The following is an 18,720-nucleotide window of genomic DNA, read 5'->3' on the forward strand; positions in this document are numbered from 1 at the left end:
GTTGCGTGCTTCCCCTGGGGCTCTGCCCCAGACCCCGGCAATCTGATCAGGGGGTAGCGCCGCGGGCAGGTAGATGGCACGCCTGCTGCTTAGAGCGGCTGCCTGTTGCGTTGAGGGTTGCGGTGGCGGTGGGGTCCCATCACAAGCCGCACCAAGAGCGGGCCACAGTCAGGCAGGGGTGTCAACTCGGCGAAGAGCGTGCCGAGTTGACACCCCTGCCTGACTGCAGCAAGAGCTGTGGCGCGACTCGTGATGGGACCCCACCGCCGGTACCTCTTTGCTGAAGACGGCTCGCCTGCGGCATCGCGGGCGGTCTCGCGCTTCGCGCTGATCTCGCCACTGCGCTGACCTCGCCCCGTTTGCCCAGCCCCTGCCGCCGGTCACCGCCGACCCCACCGGCCCTCACCCGGCTGCCGCCGCAGCGCCTGCGGCCGCACCACCTGCCGCCGCACCTGGCAGCCCGTCCGCCCCTCCCTCCCCTCCCCACCGCGTGTGAGGTTGCTTGCCCCTGGGCAAGGAAAGGCTGGTGGCAGGTTGTGACCGGTGTCCGTTGGTTCGAGACTGGCGGCGGGCATCGGCGTACTAGCGGGTCGGGGTGAGTGGTGGGCGCGGTCAGGGATGCGGTCGGGCGTGGGCTCGCGCGGTGGCGCGGGGCCGCGTTGCCGATCGTCCAATGTGCCCTGTCCGCTGGGCTGGCGTGGGTGGTGGCGACGGTGCTCATCGGGCACGCGCACCCGTTCTTCGCTCCCATTGCGGCTGTCGTGTGCCTTGGGGTTTCGCTCGGGCAGCGGCTGCGGCGCGTGGGTGAGCTGGTCGTCGGCGTGTCGGTCGGGGTGGGGGTCGGGGACGCGCTCATCGGCTGGATCGGGAGCGGGCCCTGGCAGATCGCGCTCGTCGTGGCGTTGGCGATGTCGACGGCCGTGTTGTTGGACGGGGGGACGGTCATCGCGTTGCAGGCGGGCTCTTCCGCCGTGCTGGTGGCCACGTTGTTGCCGCCCAGTGCTGGTGGTGGGTTCGACCGGATGATCGACGCGTTGACCGGTGGGCTCGTCGGGCTCGCTGTGGCGGCGCTCATTCCCGCGAATCCCGTCACGGTGGCGCAGCGGCAGCTCAAGGTGCTGACGAACACGCTGAGTGGCGCGCTGCGGAACATCGCCCTGGCGCTCGAGGAGAAGGACGCGGTCAAGGCCGCCGGGGTGCTGGCCGAGTTGCGGACCAGTCAGACGACCATCGACGACTACAAGTCCGCGCTGCAGACCGGTAGTGAGATCGCGAAGATCGCGCCCATCCGGTGGCGGTCGAAGGACGAGCTGAGCCGGTACCAGACGGCGGCCGGGCCGGTGGACTACGCGATTCGGAACACTCGCGTGCTCGCTCGCAGGACCATGGCGGCGCTGAAGGCCGACGAGCGGATTCCGGACGGGGTGCCGGACGTGCTCAAGGAATACGCGGACGCCGTGGACTGCCTGCGGGGCGAGCTGGAGAAGGGCAACGAGCCGAAGGCGACCAGGGAGGCCGTGCGGGACGCCGCGCGGAGTCTCACCGCGCGGCGTCTCGGTGGGGACGGGTTCTCGTCCAAGGTCGTGCTGGCGCAGATCCGCAGTGTCGCGGTGGACCTGCTGCAGGCGACCGGGGTGAGCCGGAGCGAGGCGATGGAGGCGTTGCCGCCTCTCAGCCCTCCGGCCGGTTCAGAAGGCCCACGAGCAGGGAATGCACCTGCTCGTGATCACGAGGATCGAGAAGGGCGCACGACGCGCCCGTGATCGCGTACCACTCCTCCGCGCCCTCGTAGCGGACCAGTGCGCGCAGATTTCCGTCTTCGGAAAGGTCCGTGCACAGTTCGAGGTCTCCGGTGACGACGCCGACCTCGTCGGTCATCACGCCACCGGGGCCTGCCACGAAAAGCGTGGAGAGGGACGCCATCAGCACCTTCCGAGCATGCCCGTCAGTTCGGTCTTCTCCGCCGAGTTCACGCTGAGGTTCCAGCGGTACTTGGTGTGTACCCACATCTTGGCGTAGGTGCACCAGTAGGACGTCAGCGGCGGCTTCCAGGTGGCAGGGGTCTGGTCGCCCTTCGCCTGGTTCACGTTGTCCGTGACGGCGATCAGCTGCGGGCCGGACATGTCGTTGGCGAACGACTGGCGCTGGGCGGTGGTCCAGGACGCCGCTCCGGACCTCCAGGCGGCCGCCAGGGGCACGATGTGGTCGATGTCCACGTCGGAGGCCGCGGACCAGGTCGCGCCGTCGTAGGGCGAGAACCAGCGGCCCGAGGTGGCGGCGCAGGCGGAGTCCGTCACGACGTTGGTGCCGTCGCGCTTCAGCACGGCCTCGCGGGTGTTGCAGGTACCCGACTGGGTGATCCAGTGCGGGAACTTGTCGCGCGAATAGCCCGTCATCGAGCCATCCGCGCGGACGGTGAGGCCCGCCAGTTCCGACTTGGCGGTGGCGGCGGTGGGGATGTTCGGCGGTGTCGCGAGTGCAGGGGAAACAAAACCGAAGGTGATGGCTGCGGTGGCAACCAGAACACCAATGGTTCGGTTAACTTTTGACATCGGCCCGACCTTCCTCGTTGGAAAGTGATCGGGCCTACCCTCAGTCACGCTGTGAAATTAAGCAATGCCTTCGAGTGACACTCAAGTGAATGACAAGCAGATGCCTAGAGGCCTCGGACGAGCCTCAAGTCCTCGGTGTGGCGGTACCAGGTCCACTTGTCCACCGGGCGCGGGTGCTTGTGGCCGTCCTGCACGGCGGTCGTCGGCAGGCAGCCGAGCTGGAACGCCCGCGGGCGGCTCTCCCGGACCTTCGACCCGAACAGGCGCTTGTTGACGATCCGGATCCGCAGCCCCAGGCCGCCGTCCGGGTCGGGCGTGCACTCGATCCGCGACGCCTGCCCGCGCAGCACGTTGTCCGCGTCGCTGTAACCGACGCCACGAACCGGTGACAACACGCCGAGGCCCACCAGCACTCCGCCGACGTCGTCGCGGACGAGCGGGACGGGATCCACATCACCGTTCAGGGCGACGTCCAGGGCGCGGCCGGGATCGGTCGAAAGCCCCCAGAGGGCGGCGACGGACGAATCGGCCACGGGCACGTAACCCAGTGCCACCGAGCCGAGCTTCTCCTTGCGCAGCAACCTCAACGCCACCGCGGCGAGGTCGGCGTCGGTGCCCACCACGACGAGCCGGTCGGCGTCCAGGTGGTGGTCGACGTGGTCCTTGCCGGGACGGGCCGGGACGGCCACCACGTCGTCACGTTGAGCGATCAATGGCGACTGCGCGTTTCCGCAGGCCAACACGATTCCGCGCACGGTCATCTCCTGGTCTACCCTCACTTACCGGCATTCGCTCGAACCAGTCCAAGTGCTTGGAGTTTCACATGCCGGCCGTCGTGCTGATCGGTGCCCAGTGGGGCGATGAGGGCAAGGGCAAGGCCACCGACATCCTCGGTGAGCGTGTCCAGTGGATCGTTCGCTACCAGGGCGGCAACAACGCGGGTCACACCGTCGTCCTCCCGGACGGTCAGAAGTTCGCCCTCCACCTCATCCCCTCCGGCATCCTCACGCCCGGCGTGAAGAACGTGATCGGCAACGGTGTCGTGGTCGACCCCGGCGTGCTGCTCACGGAGCTCGCGGGCCTGGAGGAGAAGGGCGTCGACACCAGCGGGCTGCTGATCTCGTCGGACGCGCACTTGATCATGCCGTACCACGTGGCCATCGACAAGGTGACCGAGCGCTACCTGGGCAAGGCGAAGATCGGCACGACCGGTCGCGGCATCGGCCCCGCCTACCAGGACAAGCTCGCCCGCGTCGGCGTCCGCGTGCAGGACCTGCTGGACGAGAAGATCCTGCGGCAGAAGGTCGAGGCCGCCCTGGACTTCAAGAACCAGGTGCTGGTCAAGGTCTACAACCGCAAGGCGCTCGACGCCGACCAGGTCGTCGACCAGGTCCTCGAGCACGGCCAGCACTTCGTGCACCGCATCGCCGACACCCGCCTGCTGCTCAACCAGGCGCTCGACCGCGACGAGATCGTCGTGCTGGAGGGCTCGCAGGGCACGCTGCTCGACGTCGACCACGGCACCTACCCGTTCGTCACGTCGTCGAACCCGACCTCGGGCGGCGCGACCGTCGGCTCCGGTGTCGGCCCGACGCGCATCAGCACCGTGATCGGCATCCTGAAGGCCTACACGACCCGCGTCGGCTCCGGTCCGTTCCCGACGGAGCTCAACGACGACCAGGGCGAGTACCTGCGCAAGCAGGGCGGCGAGTTCGGTGTCACGACCGGGCGTTCGCGCCGCACCGGCTGGTTCGACGCCGTGATCGCCCGCTACGCGAGCCGCGTCAACGGCATCACCGACTACTTCCTCACCAAGCTGGACGTGCTGTCGGGCCTGGAGAAGGTGCCGGTCTGCGTCGCGTACGAAGTGGACGGTCGCCGCGTCGACGAGATGCCGATGACGCAGACCGACGTGCACCACGCCGTCCCGGTCTACGAGGAGCTGCCGGGCTGGTTCGAGGACATCTCGCACTGCCGCTCGTTCGACGAGCTGCCGGCGAACGCGAAGGCGTACGTCGAGTACCTGGAGAGCATCATCGGCGCCCGCGTCTCCGCGATCGGCGTCGGCCCGGGCCGCGACCAGACGATCGTCCGGCACGACGTGCTCGGCTGATAGCACAGGGCGTGGGTGGTTTCCGAATTCTGGGAAACCACCCACGTCCGATCATCTCGACGTCCGACGCATTATCAGGATTTGGGCGTCGTTGACTCACTTGTTCCACTCGCCTGTACTTCCTGCCTATGACCTTGTCCATAGCAGGCGTAGTCGCGCGGCCCAAATCCGCGCCGCCTCAACAGGCGCGAAAACTGAAGCTGCCACTGCGCTGGATCAGCCCAATAGCGCTGGTCCTGCTGTGGCAACTGGCCAGCTCAACGGGTGTGCTGTCCCCCGACAAACTCGCTTCTCCTGTCACGATCGCCGAATCCGCCGGTGAGCTCATCGCGGACGGCCAATTGGGCGAAGCGTTCGCCGTGTCGATCACGCGCGTTTTCTTCGGATTTCTCATCGGCGGTCTGGCCGGTGTTGTTCTGGGACTCGCCTCCGGCCTTTCCCGCTGGGGTGAGACGCTGCTGGACCCACCTGTCCAGATGTTGCGCACGCTGCCGCACCTCGGCCTGATCCCGCTGTTCATCCTGTGGTTCGGGATCGGCGAGGAACCCAAGCTCGCGCTGGTCGCGGCCGGCGTCGCGTTCCCGCTCTACCTCAACCTGCACGCGGGCATCCGCCAGACCGATCCCGGCCTGGTCGAGGCCGCGAAGGTGCTGGGCTACAGCCGGTTCGAACGGATCGTGCACGTCGTGCTGCCGTCCGCCGTGCCGCAAACGCTCGTGGGACTGCGGATCGCGTTCGGCACCGCCTGGCTGTCGCTGATCGTCGCCGAGCAGGTCAACGCCGACGCGGGCCTCGGCTTCCTGATCAACAACGCCCGCGAGTTCCTCCGCACCGACGTCGTGGTCGTCGGCCTCGTGGTCTACGCGCTGCTCGGTCTCACGACCGACGCCCTGGTGCGGCTGATGGAGAGGAGGGTCCTGCGGTGGCAAAAGCGGTGAGCGTGCGCGGCCTGACCAAGGCGTTCGGCGCACGGACGGTGCTGGACGGCATCGACCTCGAAGTCCAGCCGGGCGAGTTCGTGGCGCTGCTCGGGCGCAGCGGCTGCGGCAAGTCGACGTTGCTGCGGATCCTCGCGGGCCTCGACCGCGACGTCGAGGGGACCGCGGAGGTCCCCGGCACGGTGTCGATCGCGTTCCAGCAGCCGCGTCTGCTGCCGTGGCGCAAGGTATGGAAGAACATCTCGCTGGGCCTGCACAAACCTGACGGACGCGAGGTCGCCCTCAAGGCGCTGGAGGAGGTGCGGCTGACCGGCCACGCCGACGCGTGGCCGCTCACGCTGTCCGGCGGTGAGGCGCAACGGGTCTCGCTCGCGCGGGCTCTGGTGCGCGAGCCGGACGTGCTGCTGCTGGACGAACCGTTCGGCGCGCTCGACGCGTTGACCAGGCTCGCCATGCACCACCTGGTGGAAGACCTGTGGGCCAGGCACAAGCCCGCCGTGCTGCTCGTGACGCACGACGTCGACGAGGCGTTGCTGCTGGCCGACCGGATCCTCGTGCTCGACGAGGGCCGGATCGTCGCCACGCACCACGTCGACCTGCCCCGCCCGCGCCGCCGGGCATCCGTTGTGGAGCAACGCACCCGCGTGCTCGCCGACCTGGGAGTGGACGTTGAAGAAGCTGCCTGACCGCAAGCTCCTGGCCCTGCTGGCCGCGATCATCCTCACCACCGGCTGCTCGACGTCCGCGCAGCCGCAGGACACGCCGCCCGGTGAGGTCGTGCTGAAGGTCGGTGACCAGAAGGGCGGCGCGAAGTCGCTGCTGACCGCCGCCGGGCTGCTGAACGACTTCCCCCACAAGATCGAGTGGTCCACCTTCACCTCCGGCCCGCCGCTGCTCGAAGCCGCGTCCGCCGGAGCCATCGACATCGGGGGTGTGGGCAACACACCCCCGATCTTCGCCGCCGCGGCGAACGCGAAGATCGCCGTGGTCGGCTCGTCCCGGGGCAACGTGGAGAGCGACGCGATCCTGGTGCCCGCGAACTCGTCGCTGAGGACCGTGGCGGACCTCAAGGGCAAGAACATCGCCGTGGCGAAGGGGAGTTCGGCGCACGGGCAGATCCTCACGACCCTGCGCGCGGCCGGCCTCACGACCAAGGACGTGACGCTGAACTTCCTGCAGCCCGCCGACGCCTACGGCGCCTTCACCCAGGGCAAGGTCGACGCGTGGGCGACCTGGGACCCCTACACCGCGCAGGCCGAGAAGGAGGCCGGTGCACGGGTCCTCGCCGACGGCAAAGGCACCGCTAACGGCTACGGCTTCCAGGTCGCCGGCAAGAAGGCGTTGGAGGACAAGGGGAAGGTCGCCGCGATCAAGGAGTACCTGATCCGGTACTACAAGGCGCAGAAGTGGGCCGACGAGCACCGCGACGAGTGGGCCAAGGCGTGGTCCGCGGAGACCGGCCTGAAGTACGAGGTCGCGCGTGCCGCCGTGGAACGCGGTGGTGACCTGCCGGTGAAGCTGGACGACGCGGTGATCAGGTCGGAGCAGGAGCTCGCGGACGCGTTCACCGAGGACAAGACGCTGCCGGGCAAGGTCGACTTCGGGAAGTTCGTGGACACGCGGTTCCAGGGAGATCTCACATGAGCATCACGCTGCACTGGTTCCTGCCGACCTCCGGTGACGGACGCACGGTCGTGGAGCACTTCCACGCCAACCGCGCACCCGCCGCCGGAGCCCGTCGCGACCCGGACATCGACTACCTGGCGCAGATCGCGCGCACGGCGGAGCAGGTCGGGTTCACCGGCGTGCTCACGCCGACCGGCACGTGGTGCGAGGACGCGTGGCTGACCACGGCCGCGTTGATCGCGCAGACGAAGACGCTGAAGTTCCTCGTGGCGTTCCGGCCGGGCGTGCTCTCGCCGACGCTCGCCGCGCAGATGGCCTCGACGTACCAGCGGATCTCCCGCGGGCGGCTGCTGCTCAACGTGGTGACCGGCGGCGATTCCGTTGAGCAGCAACGGTTCGGCGACTGGCTCGACCACGACCAGCGCTACGCGCGCACCGACGAGTTCCTCCAGGTCGTGCGCGGGATCTGGACCGGCAAGCCGTTCACCTTCCACGGCGCCCACTACCAGGTGCAGGACGCGACGGTCCTGGCCGCGCCGGACCCGGTGCCGCCCATCTACTTCGGGGGATCCTCCGACGCCGCGTTGCCGGTGGCCGCTGCCCGCGCCGACGTCTACCTGACCTGGGGCGAACCACCCGCCGACGTGGCCGCGAAGATCGCGCGGGTGCGGGCGCTGACGGACCGGCCGATCCGGTTCGGCATCCGGCTGCACACGATCAGCCGGGACACCTCGGCGGAGGCGTGGGAGGCGGCCGCGAAGCTGCTCGACGCGCTCGACCCGGAGCAGGTGGCGAAGGCGCAGGCCCAGCTCGGCGCGTCGGAGTCCGTTGGCCAGCAACGGATGGTGGCGTTGCACGGCGGCGACCTGAGCCGGGGCGTGCGGGGCCTGGAGATCTACCCGGGCCTGTGGGCGGGCGTCGGGCTCGTGCGCGGTGGTGCGGGAACGGCGTTGGTCGGGTCCCACGAGGAGGTCGCGGACCTGATCGAGGAGTACCACTCCATCGGCATCGAGGAGTTCGTGCTCTCCGGCTACCCGCACCTCGAAGAGGCCTACTGGTTCGGCGAGGGCGTGCGGCCCCTGCTGAAGCAACGCGGGTTGCTCGACGGGGACCGCACGCTCGCGCTGACTAACGCTTGACCTTGGCCTCCACGGCCGTGTCGGGGTTGTCCGCGAACACGCCGTCGATGCCCTGCTTGAAGAACAGGTCGTACTCCTCGAAGGCCCGGCCGTACGCGGCCGGGTCGGTCGAGGACCGGAAGTCCGCGGGCAGGAACGAGTTCTCGTTGCGGAACGTCCACGAGTGCACGACCAGGCCGACCCGGTGGGCGTCCTTCACGACGGTGGTCGGCGCCTTGAGGAACCCGTTGGCGTCACGAGGGATGATGACGTCCTTGGTGAGGCCGACGCCGTCCGCGTAGGAACGCACCTCGCGCAGACCGGCCGGGGTGACGAGGTCGGCGTAGGTGCGCTTGTCACCGGCGGCGATGAAGTCGTACGGCGCACCCGCGGCGTTGATCAGCTGCACGATCGGCACGCGCAGCGACCGGTTGAGCTCCTTGAGGTTCGCGACCTCGAACGACTGCACGTACACCTTGGCGCTGCTGCGGTTCAGGCCGTTGCGGTTGAGCACGTCGACGAGCTTCGGCTCCAGCGCGAGACCGATCGACTGGAAGTACGTCGGGTGCTTGGTCTCGGGGTAGATGCCGATCTCGCGGTGTAGCTCGCGGGACAGGCGCTTCGAGAGGTCGATGACCTCCTGCAGCGTCGGGATCTCGAAACGGCCGTCGTAGAGCGTGTTGCGCGGGCGGATCGCGGGGATGCGCTCCTTCGCGCGCAACGTCTTCAGCTCGGCGAGCGTGAAGTCCTCGGTGAACCAGCCGGTGACAGCGACGCCGTCGATGGTCTTGGTCTTCCTGCGGTCGGCGAACTGCGTCTTCTCGGCGACGTTCGTCGTGCCGCCGATCTCGTTCTCGTGCCGGGCGACCAGCTTGCCGTCCTTGGTCGGCACCAGGTCGGGCTCGATGAAGTCCGCACCCATCCGCGCCGCGAGCTCGTACGCCGCCAGCGTGTGCTCCGGCCGGTACGCCGACGCGCCGCGGTGCCCGATGACGATCGGGCCCTTGTCGTCGTGTGCGGAGGCGGAGGGCAGGGACGCCACCACCGCACCCGCGAACACGAGAACTACGGCGGCAAGACCTCTCCGATACATCGTTCGACCTCCCAGTTCGTGTTGAGAGCGCACCCAAGCATCGCAACACGAAATGCAGGTGAACGGTTACTCACGGGACAGTGCGGCTTCCTCCAGGTCGAGTTCGCGCAGCACCCGGAACAGCACTTCGTCGTCGATCTCGCCCTTGTCCCTGGCCCTGACGAACTCGTCACGTTCGGCGCTCAGCATCACCCGGCGCAGCCTGCGGTAGGCGGCCGCCGGGCTCTCCTCGTCCTGGCGCCCGAGCCGTTCCCACGCGGCGTTGCCCCGGTGCTCGGCGAGCGACCGCAGCTGGTCGCGCACGTGGTCGGGGACGTCGGCGATCTCCTCGTCGAGCCTCGTCACCGCCGCCTGCGCCGCCCGGTGCTGCACCTGCGCCTCGGCCAGCGCGTCCTGGCGAGCGTCGTCGCCCTCGAAACCGATCTTGTTGATGACCCACGGCAACGTCAGGCCCTGCAGCAGCAAGGTCGCGACCGTCACCACGAAGGCGCAGAACAGGATGATGTCGCGTCCCGGGACGTTCTCCGGGACCGCGGCCGCCGCGGCGAGCGTCACCACGCCGCGCATGCCGGCCCACGCGATCACCGTCACCTGGCCGAGGTGCGGCGGTCGTTCCCGCTCGCGCACGCGCTTGGACAGGTAGCGCGGGATGTACGTGGCCGGGTACATCCAGACGAACCTCGCGAGGATCGCGGCGAGCAGCACGGCACCGGCGCCGAGCAGCAGGGCGGCGTCCAGCTCGACGTCCCGGATGATCGCCGACACCTGCAGCCCGATGAGCGCGAAGACGAACGCCTCCAGCAGTGCGTCCAGCGCGCGCCACACCGCCGCGTCCTGCAGCCGCGTCGTGTACGTGCCGCGCGGCGAGTGGTGGCCGATGTAGAGGCCCGCGACGACGACCGCGAGCACACCGGACACGTGCGCGACCTCTTCGGCGAGCAGGTAGGCGCCGAACGGCACGAGCATCCCGAGCGCGCTCTCCAGCACGCCCTCGCAGAGCCGCCTGCGCAGGAACCGGACGACCACGCCGACGACCAGTCCGACCGCGATGCCGCCGGCCGTGACCAGCAGGAACAACCCGACTCCCTCGACGGGGTGCATGGCCGCGCCCGCCGCGGCCGCCACCGCGACCTTGAACGCGGTCAGCGCCGTGGCGTCGTTGATCAGGCTCTCCCCGACCAGCAACGTCATAGCCCGCCGTTGCAGACCGAGCTTGCGCCCGATCGCCACGGCGGCGACGGCGTCCGGCGGTGCCACGACGGCGCCGAGCACCAGTGCCGCCGCGAACGGCAGGTCGGGGAAGACCATCTTCGCCACGACCCCGACCACCAGCGTCGTGAACAGCACCAGCCCGACCGCGAGCAGGCCGATCGGCCGCAGGTTCGCGCGGATGTTGAGGTACGAGCTGTCCAGCGCCGCGCTGTAGAGCAGCGGCGGCAGCACGACCAGCAGGATCAGGTGCGGGTCGAGCTCGAACTCCGGCACACCCGGTATGAACGACACCACCAGACCGACGGCGACCAGCACCAGCGGCGCCGACCAGTTCAACCGGCGCGCGACCGCCGTGACGACCAACGCTCCGAGGAGCAGCAGCAGGATCTCAGGCCCGACCATGACGCTTATTTTGCGTAATGATGGAAGCCATGACCTGTTCGCACGTGCGCGCGCTGCCCGCGTCGGTCGTGCCGGAGTCCACCGAGGGCTGCGTCGACTGCCTCGCCCTGGGCGAACGCAACTGGGCCCACCTGCGGATGTGCCTGTCCTGCGGGCACGTGGCGTGCTGCGACTCGAGCCCTCACCGGCACGCGACCGCGCACTTCCGCTCGTCCCAGCATCCGGTCATGCGCTCGGTCGAGCCGGGCGAGAACTGGCGCTGGTGCTATGTGGACGGTGCCATCGTCTGAGCACGCGGTCCGAGTCTTTGCAGTTCCTTTGGATTGATCCCCTGGGGCTGTGATCGGCCCCACAGTACGGTCGGTCCGTGGCCAACCCGGACCTCGCCCGCATCGTCGCGGAGCACGACGAGGAGATGCCGTCGCGTTCGCTCTCACCCCGGTGGGAGCGGGCGCTGTGGATCGCCGGCCTGCTGATCGCCCTCCTGGTGCTCAAGCAGGTGTTCTTCCCGTTCTCCAAGGGAAGCCAGTACTACCTGATCATCTTCCTGGCGGTGACGCTGCCGCTGGTGTTCCTCGCCTACGGCCGCGGGCACACACCGCCGTGGTGGGACTGGGTGCTCGCCGCGCTGGCGTTCGTGGTCGGCGCGTACCCGCTGTTCGGCGGTTACGACGAGTTCCTGAACCGCCAGGGCCAGCTCACGACGCTCGACGTGATCGCGGGATCGGTGCTGCTGGTGCTGATCCTGGAGGCCTGCCGGCGCACGACCGGCTGGGTGCTCCCGGTGGTGTGCGTCGCGTTCGTCCTCTACGCCTACTACGGCGGGTTCCTGCCGCCGTCGTGGTCGATCTCGCACTCCGGTGTCGACTTCCCGCAGATCATCAACGGGTTCTTCAACGACGGCAGTGGGTTCTACGGCACGCCGCTCGACGTGGCGGCGACCTACATCGTGCTGTTCACGATCTACGGCGCCGTGCTGAACGCGTCCGGCGCGGGCAAGTTCTTCGTGGACATCAGCTTCGCCGCGTTCCGCAAGTCGCGGACCGCTCCCGGTCGCACGGCCGCGACGGCGGGCTTCCTGCTGGGCACGGTGTCGGGGTCCGGCACGGCGACGACGGTCTCGTTGGGCGCCGTGACCTGGCCGATGCTGCAGAAGGCCGGGTACCCCAAGGAGAACGCGGGCGGGCTGCTCGCGGCGTCCGGCATCGGCGCGATCCTGTCGCCGCCCACGCTGGGCGCGGCGGCGTTCATCATCGCCGAGTACCTGAAGGTCTCGTACCTCGACGTGCTGATCTGGGCGATCGTCCCGACGCTGCTCTACTACCTGGGCATCGCGCTGGCGGTCGAGGCCGACGCGCGGCGGTTCGGGGCCAAGCCGGTCGACGTGGACGCGCCCCGGTTTCTCGACGTGCTGAAGCTCGGCTGGTACCACTTCCTGTCGCTCGGGATCATCATCGTGTTCCTGGCGCTGGGCATCCCGGTCTACAAGGCCGTCGTGTACGCGACGGGCGTGGCCGCGCTGTTCGCGTTGATCAACCACCGGCGGGAGTGGCCGCGGCTGATCGCGGACGCGCTGTCGGTCGGCGTGCGGTCGGCGTTCCCGGTGATCGCGGTGTGCGCGGCGGCCGGCGTGGTGACCTCGACGATCACCAAGACCGGGCTGGGGCAAGCGCTTGCGAGCTCGTTGGTGGACCTGGCCTCGGCGATGGCGTCCTCGGAGACGGTCGTGCTGATGCTGACGGCCGTGTTCGCGGCCGTCGCGGTGTCCGTGCTCGGGCTCGCGGTGCCGGTCACGGCGTCGTTCATCATCTCGTGGGTCGTGATCGGGCCGGCGTTGATCACGCTGGGCGTCGAGCCCGCCGAGACCGCGATGTTCATCTTCTACTACGCGGTGCTGTCCGAGGTGACCCCGCCGACCGCGCTCGCCGCCGTCGCCGCGGCGGCGCTGACCGGCGGCGACGTGATGAAGACCATGTGGCAGACGTGGAAGTACACGCTGCCCGCGTTCCTCGTGCCGCTGGCGTTCGTGCTGACCGACGCCGGCTCCTCGCTGCTGCTGCGCGGGCCGTTGCTCGACTCGGTGTGGGCGTTCGGGGCGTCCGCGCTGGGGGTGGCCGCCCTGGCCGTGCTGACGGGCGGCTGGTTGTTCGGTCCCGCGCGCTGGCCGGAACGCCTGCTGTGCGTGCCGGCCGCGTTGTTCCTGCTCTACCTGCAGCCGTTGACGATCGCCATCGGGGCCGGGTTCCTCGTGGTGGCCGTAGCGGTACACCTGGTGACCCGTGGGAGGGTTCGTGAAGCTGCATAAGTACGCGATCGGCGCTATCGCATTGGCGCTCGCCGTCTCCGGGTGTGGCGGCAAGCGCACACCCACCACCCCGGACGCGTCGGGCGGCGGTGCGTCCTGCGAGGCGTCCGACGGCCGGATCACGATCGCGACCGGCAACTCCGGTGGCGTGTACTTCGTGGTCGGCGGCGGTCTGGCCAAGCTGATCTCCGACAACTCGAAGCTCAAGGCGTCGTCCGCCGAGACTGGCGCGTCGGTGCAGAACATCCAGCAGCTCGTCGCGGGCACGTACGACATCGCGTTCTCGCTGGCCGACACGGCCGCGGACGCCGTCAACGGCACGGGCGCGTTCCAGGGCAAGAAGGAGAAGGTCGCGGCACTGTCGCGGATCTACCCGAACTACACCCAGGTGCTCGTGCGCACGGACTCCGGCATCAACTCCGTGGCCGACATGAAGGGCAAGCGGATCTCGACCGGTTCGCCCAAGTCGGGCACCGAGGTCATCGCCGGGCGCCTGCTCAAGTCGGCCGGGCTGAACATCGACTCGGACGTGCAGGCCCAGCGCCTCGACCTCACCAAGACCGCGGACGGCATGAAGGACGGCAGCATCGACGGCCTGATCTGGTCGGGCGGCCTGCCGACGCCGCAGATCACGGACATCACCACGTCGATGAAGGGCGGGGTGAAGCTCATCGACATCACCCCGCTGCTGCCGGAGATGAAGAAGATCAGCCCGGTGTACGACACGGCGCCGATCCCGGCGGCGACCTACGGGGTGGCCGAGGTTCCCACGATCGTGGTGCCGAACCTGCTCCTCGTGCGCGAGGACTTCGCGGCCAACAACGCCTGCGCGGTCACCAAGTTGATCTTCGACAAGAAGGCTGACCTGGAGAAGGTCCACCCGGCCGTGAAGGACATCTCGAAGGACAAGGCGTCGGCCTCCGACCCCGTCCCGCTGCACCCTGGGGCGAAGCAGGCGCTGGGCTGAACTACTCTGGGGCCTCGTGCGCGTCCTGGTCATCGGGTCTGGAGCCCGTGAGCATGCCCTTGTCCTCGCGTTGTCGCGCGACCCGCAACTGACTGCTTTGGCGTGCGCGCCAGGCAACGCAGGCATTGCCGGGCACGCCGAGATCTACGGCGTGGACGTGTCCGACGCCGAGGCCGTCGCCGGCCTCGCGAAGGAGTGGAAGGCCGACCTCGTCGTCATCGGCCCCGAACAACCGCTGGTGGTCGGGGCCGCGGACGCGGTCCGCGCCCTCGGCATCCCGTGCTTCGGCCCCTCGAAGGCCGCGGCCTGCATCGAGGGGTCCAAGGCGTTCGCCAAGGACGTCATGAACGCAGCGGGGGTGCCGACGGCGCACAGCGAGGTCGTGGACAACCCGGCCCGCCTGGACGCCGCTCTGGGCCGCTTCGGCCCGACGTGGGTCGTGAAGGACGACGGCCTCGCCGCCGGCAAGGGCGTGGTCGTCACGTCCGACCTGGCCGCGGCCCGCGCGCACGCCATGACGTTGCTCGACGGCGGCCACCCGGTGCTGCTGGAGTCGTTCCTGGACGGTCCGGAGGTGTCGCTGTTCTGCGTCACCGACGGTGAGACCGTCGTGCCGCTGATCCCGGCGCAGGACTTCAAGCGCGTGGGCGACGGCGACGCCGGCCCGAACACCGGCGGCATGGGTGCGTACGCGCCGCTGCCGTGGGCGCCGGAGGGCCTGGTGTCGGAGATCGTGACGCGGTGCGTGCAGCCGGTCGTCGACGAGCTGCGCGCCCGCGAGACGCCGTTCGTAGGCCTGCTCTACGCAGGCCTCGCCCTGACGTCGAACGGCGTGCAGGTGATCGAGTTCAACTGCCGCTTCGGCGACCCGGAGACGCAGTCGGTGCTCGCCCTGCTGAAGTCGCCGATCTCCGCGCTGTTCCTCGCGGCGTCGACCGGCAAGCTCTCCTCGCTGCCCGCCCTGGAGTGGGAGAACGGCTACGCGGTGACCATCGTGGTCGCGGCCGAGGGCTACCCGAACCGCCCGCGCACCGGTGACGTGATCACCGGCTCCGAGGTCGAGGGCGTCCTGCACGCCGGCACGCGCCGCCGCGAGGACGGCGCCGTGGTCTCGGCGGGCGGCCGCGTGCTGTCGGTCGTGGGCACCGGCAAGTCGCTGGCGAAGGCCCGCGAGCGCGCCTACAAGCGCGTCGCGGACATCCACCTCACCGGCTCGCACCACCGCACGGACATCGCCTCGAAGGCGGTCGACGGCAAGATCGTCCTGCCGTGAGCCTCCTCGGGTGCGTGCTCGGCGGGGCCGTGGGTGACGGCCTGGGAGCGCCGATCGAGTTCTCCTCGATCGACACGATCCGCCACCAGCACGGCCCGGCCGGCCTCGTCGACCTCCCCTCGCTGGAGATCACCGACGACACCCAGATGGTGCTGTTCACCCTCGAAGGCCTCGTGCTGGCGAGGAACTTCGGGGTGGACCCGCTGCTGACCGTGCGGGCCGCCTACGGGCGCTGGCTGCACACGCAGGGCGGCCCTCTGGTCGCCGACGACGGCTGGCTGATGGCGGACCAGCGCCTGCACTCGCGGCGGGCGCCGGGCCACACGTGCATCACCGCGCTGAAGCACAACGAGAAGAACGACTCGAAGGGCTGCGGCGGCGTGATGCGCGCGGCCCCGGTCGCCGTCTGGTCGTCAGACGTGCGCGAGGTGTTCTCGTTGGCCGTGGGCACGGCCCAGATGACGCACCACCACCCCAGCGGCTACCTGTCGGCAGGCGCGCTGGCCGTGATCGTCCAGCAACTGCTGGCAGGCGAGGACCTGGTCTCCGCCGTGGGCACAGCCCGCGCCGAGCTGGTCCGCTGGGACGGCCACGAGGAGCAGACCTCGTTGCTGGACAAGGTGATGGGCCTCGGCCCGCTGACCCCGGAGGAGATCGCCTCCGAACTGGGCGGCGGCTGGGTGGGCGAGGAGGCCCTCGCCATCGGCCTGCACGCCGCACTGGTGGCGCCGGACTTCCCGTCCGCACTGCGCCTGTCCGTGAACCACTCGGGCGACAGCGACTCGACGGGGTCGATCTGCGGCAACATCCTGGGCGCCCGGGATGGTGTCGACGTGATTCCCTCGGAGTGGCTCTCCGTGCTGGAACTGCGAGACGTGATGGAACGCCTCGTCCTCAGCTGGTGACGGGAATCCACAACTCCGCGCGTGCGTTGTCGCCGTCGATCTCCGTCTTGAGGATCGACGGCCCCTCCGCACTCTCGTAGCTGTTGGACGGGAACCACTGCGTGTACACGTCACGCCACATGTACTGAATGGTCTCGGGATACGGCCCCTCAGCCGTGAACACGGCCCACGTGCCCTTGGGGATGGTGAGCGTCTCCATGTCCTCCGGCGCCTCCTTCGACGTGACCACGCCCTGGAAGTAGTCGAGCATGTCGCCCTCCTGGTTCCCTTCCTGGTTGGACGTGAGCGCCAGCATCCCGCCCGGCTCCCCGTCGCTCAGAGCCTTCATCCTGTCGAGCGTAGGCATCCCGATGCCCTTGACGAACTCGACGATCGCGGGGTTCATCCCCAGGTGCACCAACGGCACCCGCGTCCCCCGACCGACGACCTGGAACGCGTCCTTCTCGACGACCCGGTACTCCATGCTCGTACTCCCCTCCACAACCAGTCTGAACGTGAGAATCTGCTGTGACTGCAACGCCTTCTTGGAAGCCCTGGCCTCCTGAGGCCCGACGCCGTGCATGGCCTTGAAGGCACGCGCGAAGGCCTCGTTGGACCCGTAGCCCCACTTGACGGCGATGTCGAGCAACGAACTCTGTCCACTGAGGACCTCGTTCGCCGCCTTCGTGAGCCTGCGCCGCCGGATGTACTCGCTCAGCGGGATCCCCGCCAGCGCGCTGAACATCCTTCTGAGGTGGTACTCGCCGGTGCCCGCGATGCGTGCGAGCAGCTTGACGTCCACCTCGCCTTCGAGGTCGTCCTCGATGCGGGCCATGGCCTCGTTGAGTCGTTCCAGCACGTGTTCAACGTTAGGAGGGTGGTCGCTTTCGCACCCGACTTGCTGTGCCCTATCCGATCGCCTTGCGCACCTCGTCCGCCAGCTTCTGCGCGATGGGCGTGAAGGCCTGGACGTAGGCCTTGGGATCGTCGGGCGCCCAATCGCCGTAGCCCGTGAGCCGCACCTGCGTGCGTCCGGCCAGGAAGGAGATGGTCGGTGAGTCACCCTGCAGATAACTGCAGGCCGCTCCGTCACCGATCTTCTCCGCACTCATCGCGGCCTCACCGGTGACCTTGCGCGACGGGGAGTCGGGGTTGCAGTCCTGCGCGTCCTTGATCGCCATCCCAGCGTCCCGGTAGGTGCGGAGGCTGATCTTCAAGGCCTTGCGCTGACCGCGGTTCCCCGCGTCCCACCACTCCGGTGACAGCCGCCTGCACTCCTGCAGGTTCGAGTAGAGGCTGGTGTCCTCGAACCTGTCCGCGGTTTCCTGTTCGTAGTAGTCGGCCTCGACCACCCCGGAGTCCTTGCTGCTCGTGATCTCCTGGAAGCGCTCACTGCTCAAGATCTCGCAGGCGTTCGGCACACTCGCGTACCGCCCCGTGTGCACGTGCGTCGTACGACCCTGCGGCCCCTTCGCGAAGTTCGCCGCCACCCGTTCCAAGAGCACCATGAACGTCGCCTTGGGATCGGTGATCTCCTTGACGTTGCCCATGCGCGACGCACCGAGGTTCACCTGTGCCTTGCCGTCGGCACTGACGAGGCTGGCGTCGAAGCTGTCCGGTGAGAGACCAGGGCTCACGGACCCCTTGAGCCCGGCAACGGTCACCGGAGTGTCGTCCTTGCCGACATAACCTGCCGTTCCCATGTGGTTGAACGGCGGCTGGCGAACGGAGAGCGTGAACCGCTCGATCCCGCCCTCCGCCGTCGACTCGTACAGGCACATGGAGATCGCGTCGCTCTGGGGCTTGACGGTCGCGTCGGCCACCGGCACCGACCGCGGCAGGTAAACCTGGCTGTGCCAGCCGTGAGCAGCGTCCCGGAAACCGACCTCCTCGAGCAGCGAGGCGGGCATGACCGTGCAGGCGTCGATCACCACGACATCGCCGTACTCGACCGGCTCGGCGTCGACCTCCTGCGCGATCACCCCGCTGTCAGCTGCCTCAGGCTCCGGCACGGCCTGCTCGCCGCCGCCCTTGACCAAGATCGCCGCCGTGATCCCGCCACCCACGAGCACCACCGCCGCGAGAACCGCGACAACGATCAATCCGGTGCGCTTCTTCTTCGGCGGCGGGTACTGCTGAAACGGATAAGGCTGCGGATACCCGTGCGTCGGGTATGGCTGTTGTGGGCCGTGCACTCATTCCCCCAGGTGGTCGCGTGCGTTCCTCCCCCAACTCGC

At 68.9% G+C, this 18,720-nt stretch carries 17 protein-coding genes; 11 read left to right on the plus strand and 6 right to left on the minus strand.

Going from position 1 to position 18,720, the window contains the following annotated elements; genetic code table 11:
* The first annotated feature begins 602 nt into the window (after positions 1 to 602).
* A complete protein-coding gene (locus tag BMY74_RS21310; protein WP_089918645.1) occupies positions 603 to 1,763 on the plus strand; it encodes an FUSC family protein in 1,161 nt (386 codons plus the stop codon).
* A 159-nt stretch (positions 1,764 to 1,922) separates the two neighbouring features.
* On the opposite strand, the gene BMY74_RS21320 is transcribed toward BMY74_RS21310, so the two are convergent.
* Both BMY74_RS21320 and BMY74_RS21325 read right to left on the minus strand, forming a co-directional pair.
* Positions 1,923 to 2,552, minus strand: a complete 630-nt coding sequence (locus BMY74_RS21320) for an HNH endonuclease family protein (RefSeq protein ID WP_089918648.1) — start codon at positions 2,550 to 2,552, stop codon at positions 1,923 to 1,925.
* Positions 2,553 to 2,656: 104 nt separating this feature from the next.
* Positions 2,657 to 3,313, minus strand: a complete 657-nt coding sequence (locus BMY74_RS21325) for a hypothetical protein (protein ID WP_089918651.1) — start codon at positions 3,311 to 3,313, stop codon at positions 2,657 to 2,659.
* A 62-nt stretch (positions 3,314 to 3,375) separates the two neighbouring features.
* Here BMY74_RS21325 and BMY74_RS21330 point away from each other — a divergent pair, with 62 nt between their 5' ends.
* From BMY74_RS21330 to BMY74_RS21350, 5 genes are all read left to right on the plus strand, one after another.
* Complete coding sequence (locus BMY74_RS21330; RefSeq protein ID WP_089918653.1) at positions 3,376 to 4,665, plus strand: adenylosuccinate synthase; 1,290 nt, start codon at positions 3,376 to 3,378, stop codon at positions 4,663 to 4,665.
* Positions 4,666 to 4,793: 128 nt separating this feature from the next.
* Entirely contained in the window at positions 4,794 to 5,603 is an 810-nt protein-coding gene (locus BMY74_RS21335; protein ID WP_089918656.1) for an ABC transporter permease, read from the plus strand.
* Positions 5,588 to 6,289 (plus strand): ABC transporter ATP-binding protein, encoded by a 702-nt coding sequence (locus BMY74_RS21340; protein ID WP_089918659.1) that lies wholly within the window; start codon positions 5,588 to 5,590, stop codon positions 6,287 to 6,289. Before BMY74_RS21335 ends, BMY74_RS21340 begins: the two co-directional genes overlap by 16 nt.
* Complete coding sequence (locus tag BMY74_RS21345) at positions 6,273 to 7,247, plus strand: ABC transporter substrate-binding protein (protein WP_425434847.1); 975 nt, start codon at positions 6,273 to 6,275, stop codon at positions 7,245 to 7,247. Before BMY74_RS21340 ends, BMY74_RS21345 begins: the two co-directional genes overlap by 17 nt.
* Positions 7,244 to 8,368, plus strand: coding sequence for an LLM class flavin-dependent oxidoreductase (locus BMY74_RS21350; RefSeq protein WP_089918661.1), 1,125 nt, complete (start codon positions 7,244 to 7,246; stop codon positions 8,366 to 8,368). Before BMY74_RS21345 ends, BMY74_RS21350 begins: the two co-directional genes overlap by 4 nt.
* Here the strand turns inward: BMY74_RS21350 and BMY74_RS21355 are convergent.
* A complete protein-coding gene (locus tag BMY74_RS21355; RefSeq protein WP_089918663.1) occupies positions 8,358 to 9,440 on the minus strand; it encodes a glycerophosphodiester phosphodiesterase in 1,083 nt (360 codons plus the stop codon). The genes BMY74_RS21350 and BMY74_RS21355 overlap by 11 nt on opposite strands.
* Positions 9,441 to 9,506: 66 nt before the next feature.
* Positions 9,507 to 11,054: a Na+/H+ antiporter gene (locus BMY74_RS21360; protein WP_089918666.1), complete on the minus strand. Its 1,548-nt coding sequence runs from the start codon at positions 11,052 to 11,054 to the stop codon at positions 9,507 to 9,509.
* A 29-nt stretch (positions 11,055 to 11,083) separates the two neighbouring features.
* Between BMY74_RS21360 and BMY74_RS21365 the strand changes: the two genes are divergently transcribed.
* The 5 genes from BMY74_RS21365 (at position 11,084) to BMY74_RS21385 (ending at position 16,504) form a co-directional block, all read left to right on the plus strand.
* Positions 11,084 to 11,344 (plus strand): UBP-type zinc finger domain-containing protein, encoded by a 261-nt coding sequence (locus BMY74_RS21365; RefSeq protein ID WP_089919092.1) that lies wholly within the window; start codon positions 11,084 to 11,086, stop codon positions 11,342 to 11,344.
* A 125-nt stretch (positions 11,345 to 11,469) separates the two neighbouring features.
* Positions 11,470 to 13,359: a TRAP transporter permease gene (locus tag BMY74_RS21370; protein ID WP_089919094.1), complete on the plus strand. Its 1,890-nt coding sequence runs from the start codon at positions 11,470 to 11,472 to the stop codon at positions 13,357 to 13,359.
* On the plus strand, positions 13,346 to 14,326 hold the full coding sequence (locus tag BMY74_RS21375; protein ID WP_245786272.1) for a TAXI family TRAP transporter solute-binding subunit: 981 nt from the start codon (positions 13,346 to 13,348) through the stop codon (positions 14,324 to 14,326). The genes BMY74_RS21370 and BMY74_RS21375 overlap by 14 nt, the downstream gene beginning before the upstream one ends.
* 16 nt (positions 14,327 to 14,342) lie before the next feature.
* On the plus strand, positions 14,343 to 15,599 hold the full coding sequence (purD, locus tag BMY74_RS21380) for a phosphoribosylamine--glycine ligase (RefSeq protein ID WP_089918667.1): 1,257 nt from the start codon (positions 14,343 to 14,345) through the stop codon (positions 15,597 to 15,599).
* Positions 15,596 to 16,504: an ADP-ribosylglycohydrolase family protein gene (locus BMY74_RS21385; RefSeq protein WP_089918670.1), complete on the plus strand. Its 909-nt coding sequence runs from the start codon at positions 15,596 to 15,598 to the stop codon at positions 16,502 to 16,504. The genes purD and BMY74_RS21385 overlap by 4 nt, the downstream gene beginning before the upstream one ends.
* Here the strand turns inward: BMY74_RS21385 and BMY74_RS21390 are convergent.
* Positions 16,494 to 17,342 (minus strand): AraC family transcriptional regulator, encoded by an 849-nt coding sequence (locus BMY74_RS21390; protein ID WP_089918673.1) that lies wholly within the window; start codon positions 17,340 to 17,342, stop codon positions 16,494 to 16,496. The two genes, BMY74_RS21385 and BMY74_RS21390, sit on opposite strands and share 11 nt — an antisense overlap.
* Positions 17,343 to 17,391: 49 nt before the next feature.
* On the minus strand, positions 17,392 to 18,585 hold the full coding sequence (locus BMY74_RS21395) for a hypothetical protein (protein ID WP_089918675.1): 1,194 nt from the start codon (positions 18,583 to 18,585) through the stop codon (positions 17,392 to 17,394).
* Between the last annotated feature and the right edge of the window lie 135 nt (positions 18,586 to 18,720).

Origin of the sequence: Lentzea albida, from assembly GCF_900111005.1 — a bacterium.
Classification (GTDB): Bacteria; Actinomycetota; Actinomycetes; order Mycobacteriales; family Pseudonocardiaceae; genus Lentzea; species Lentzea albida.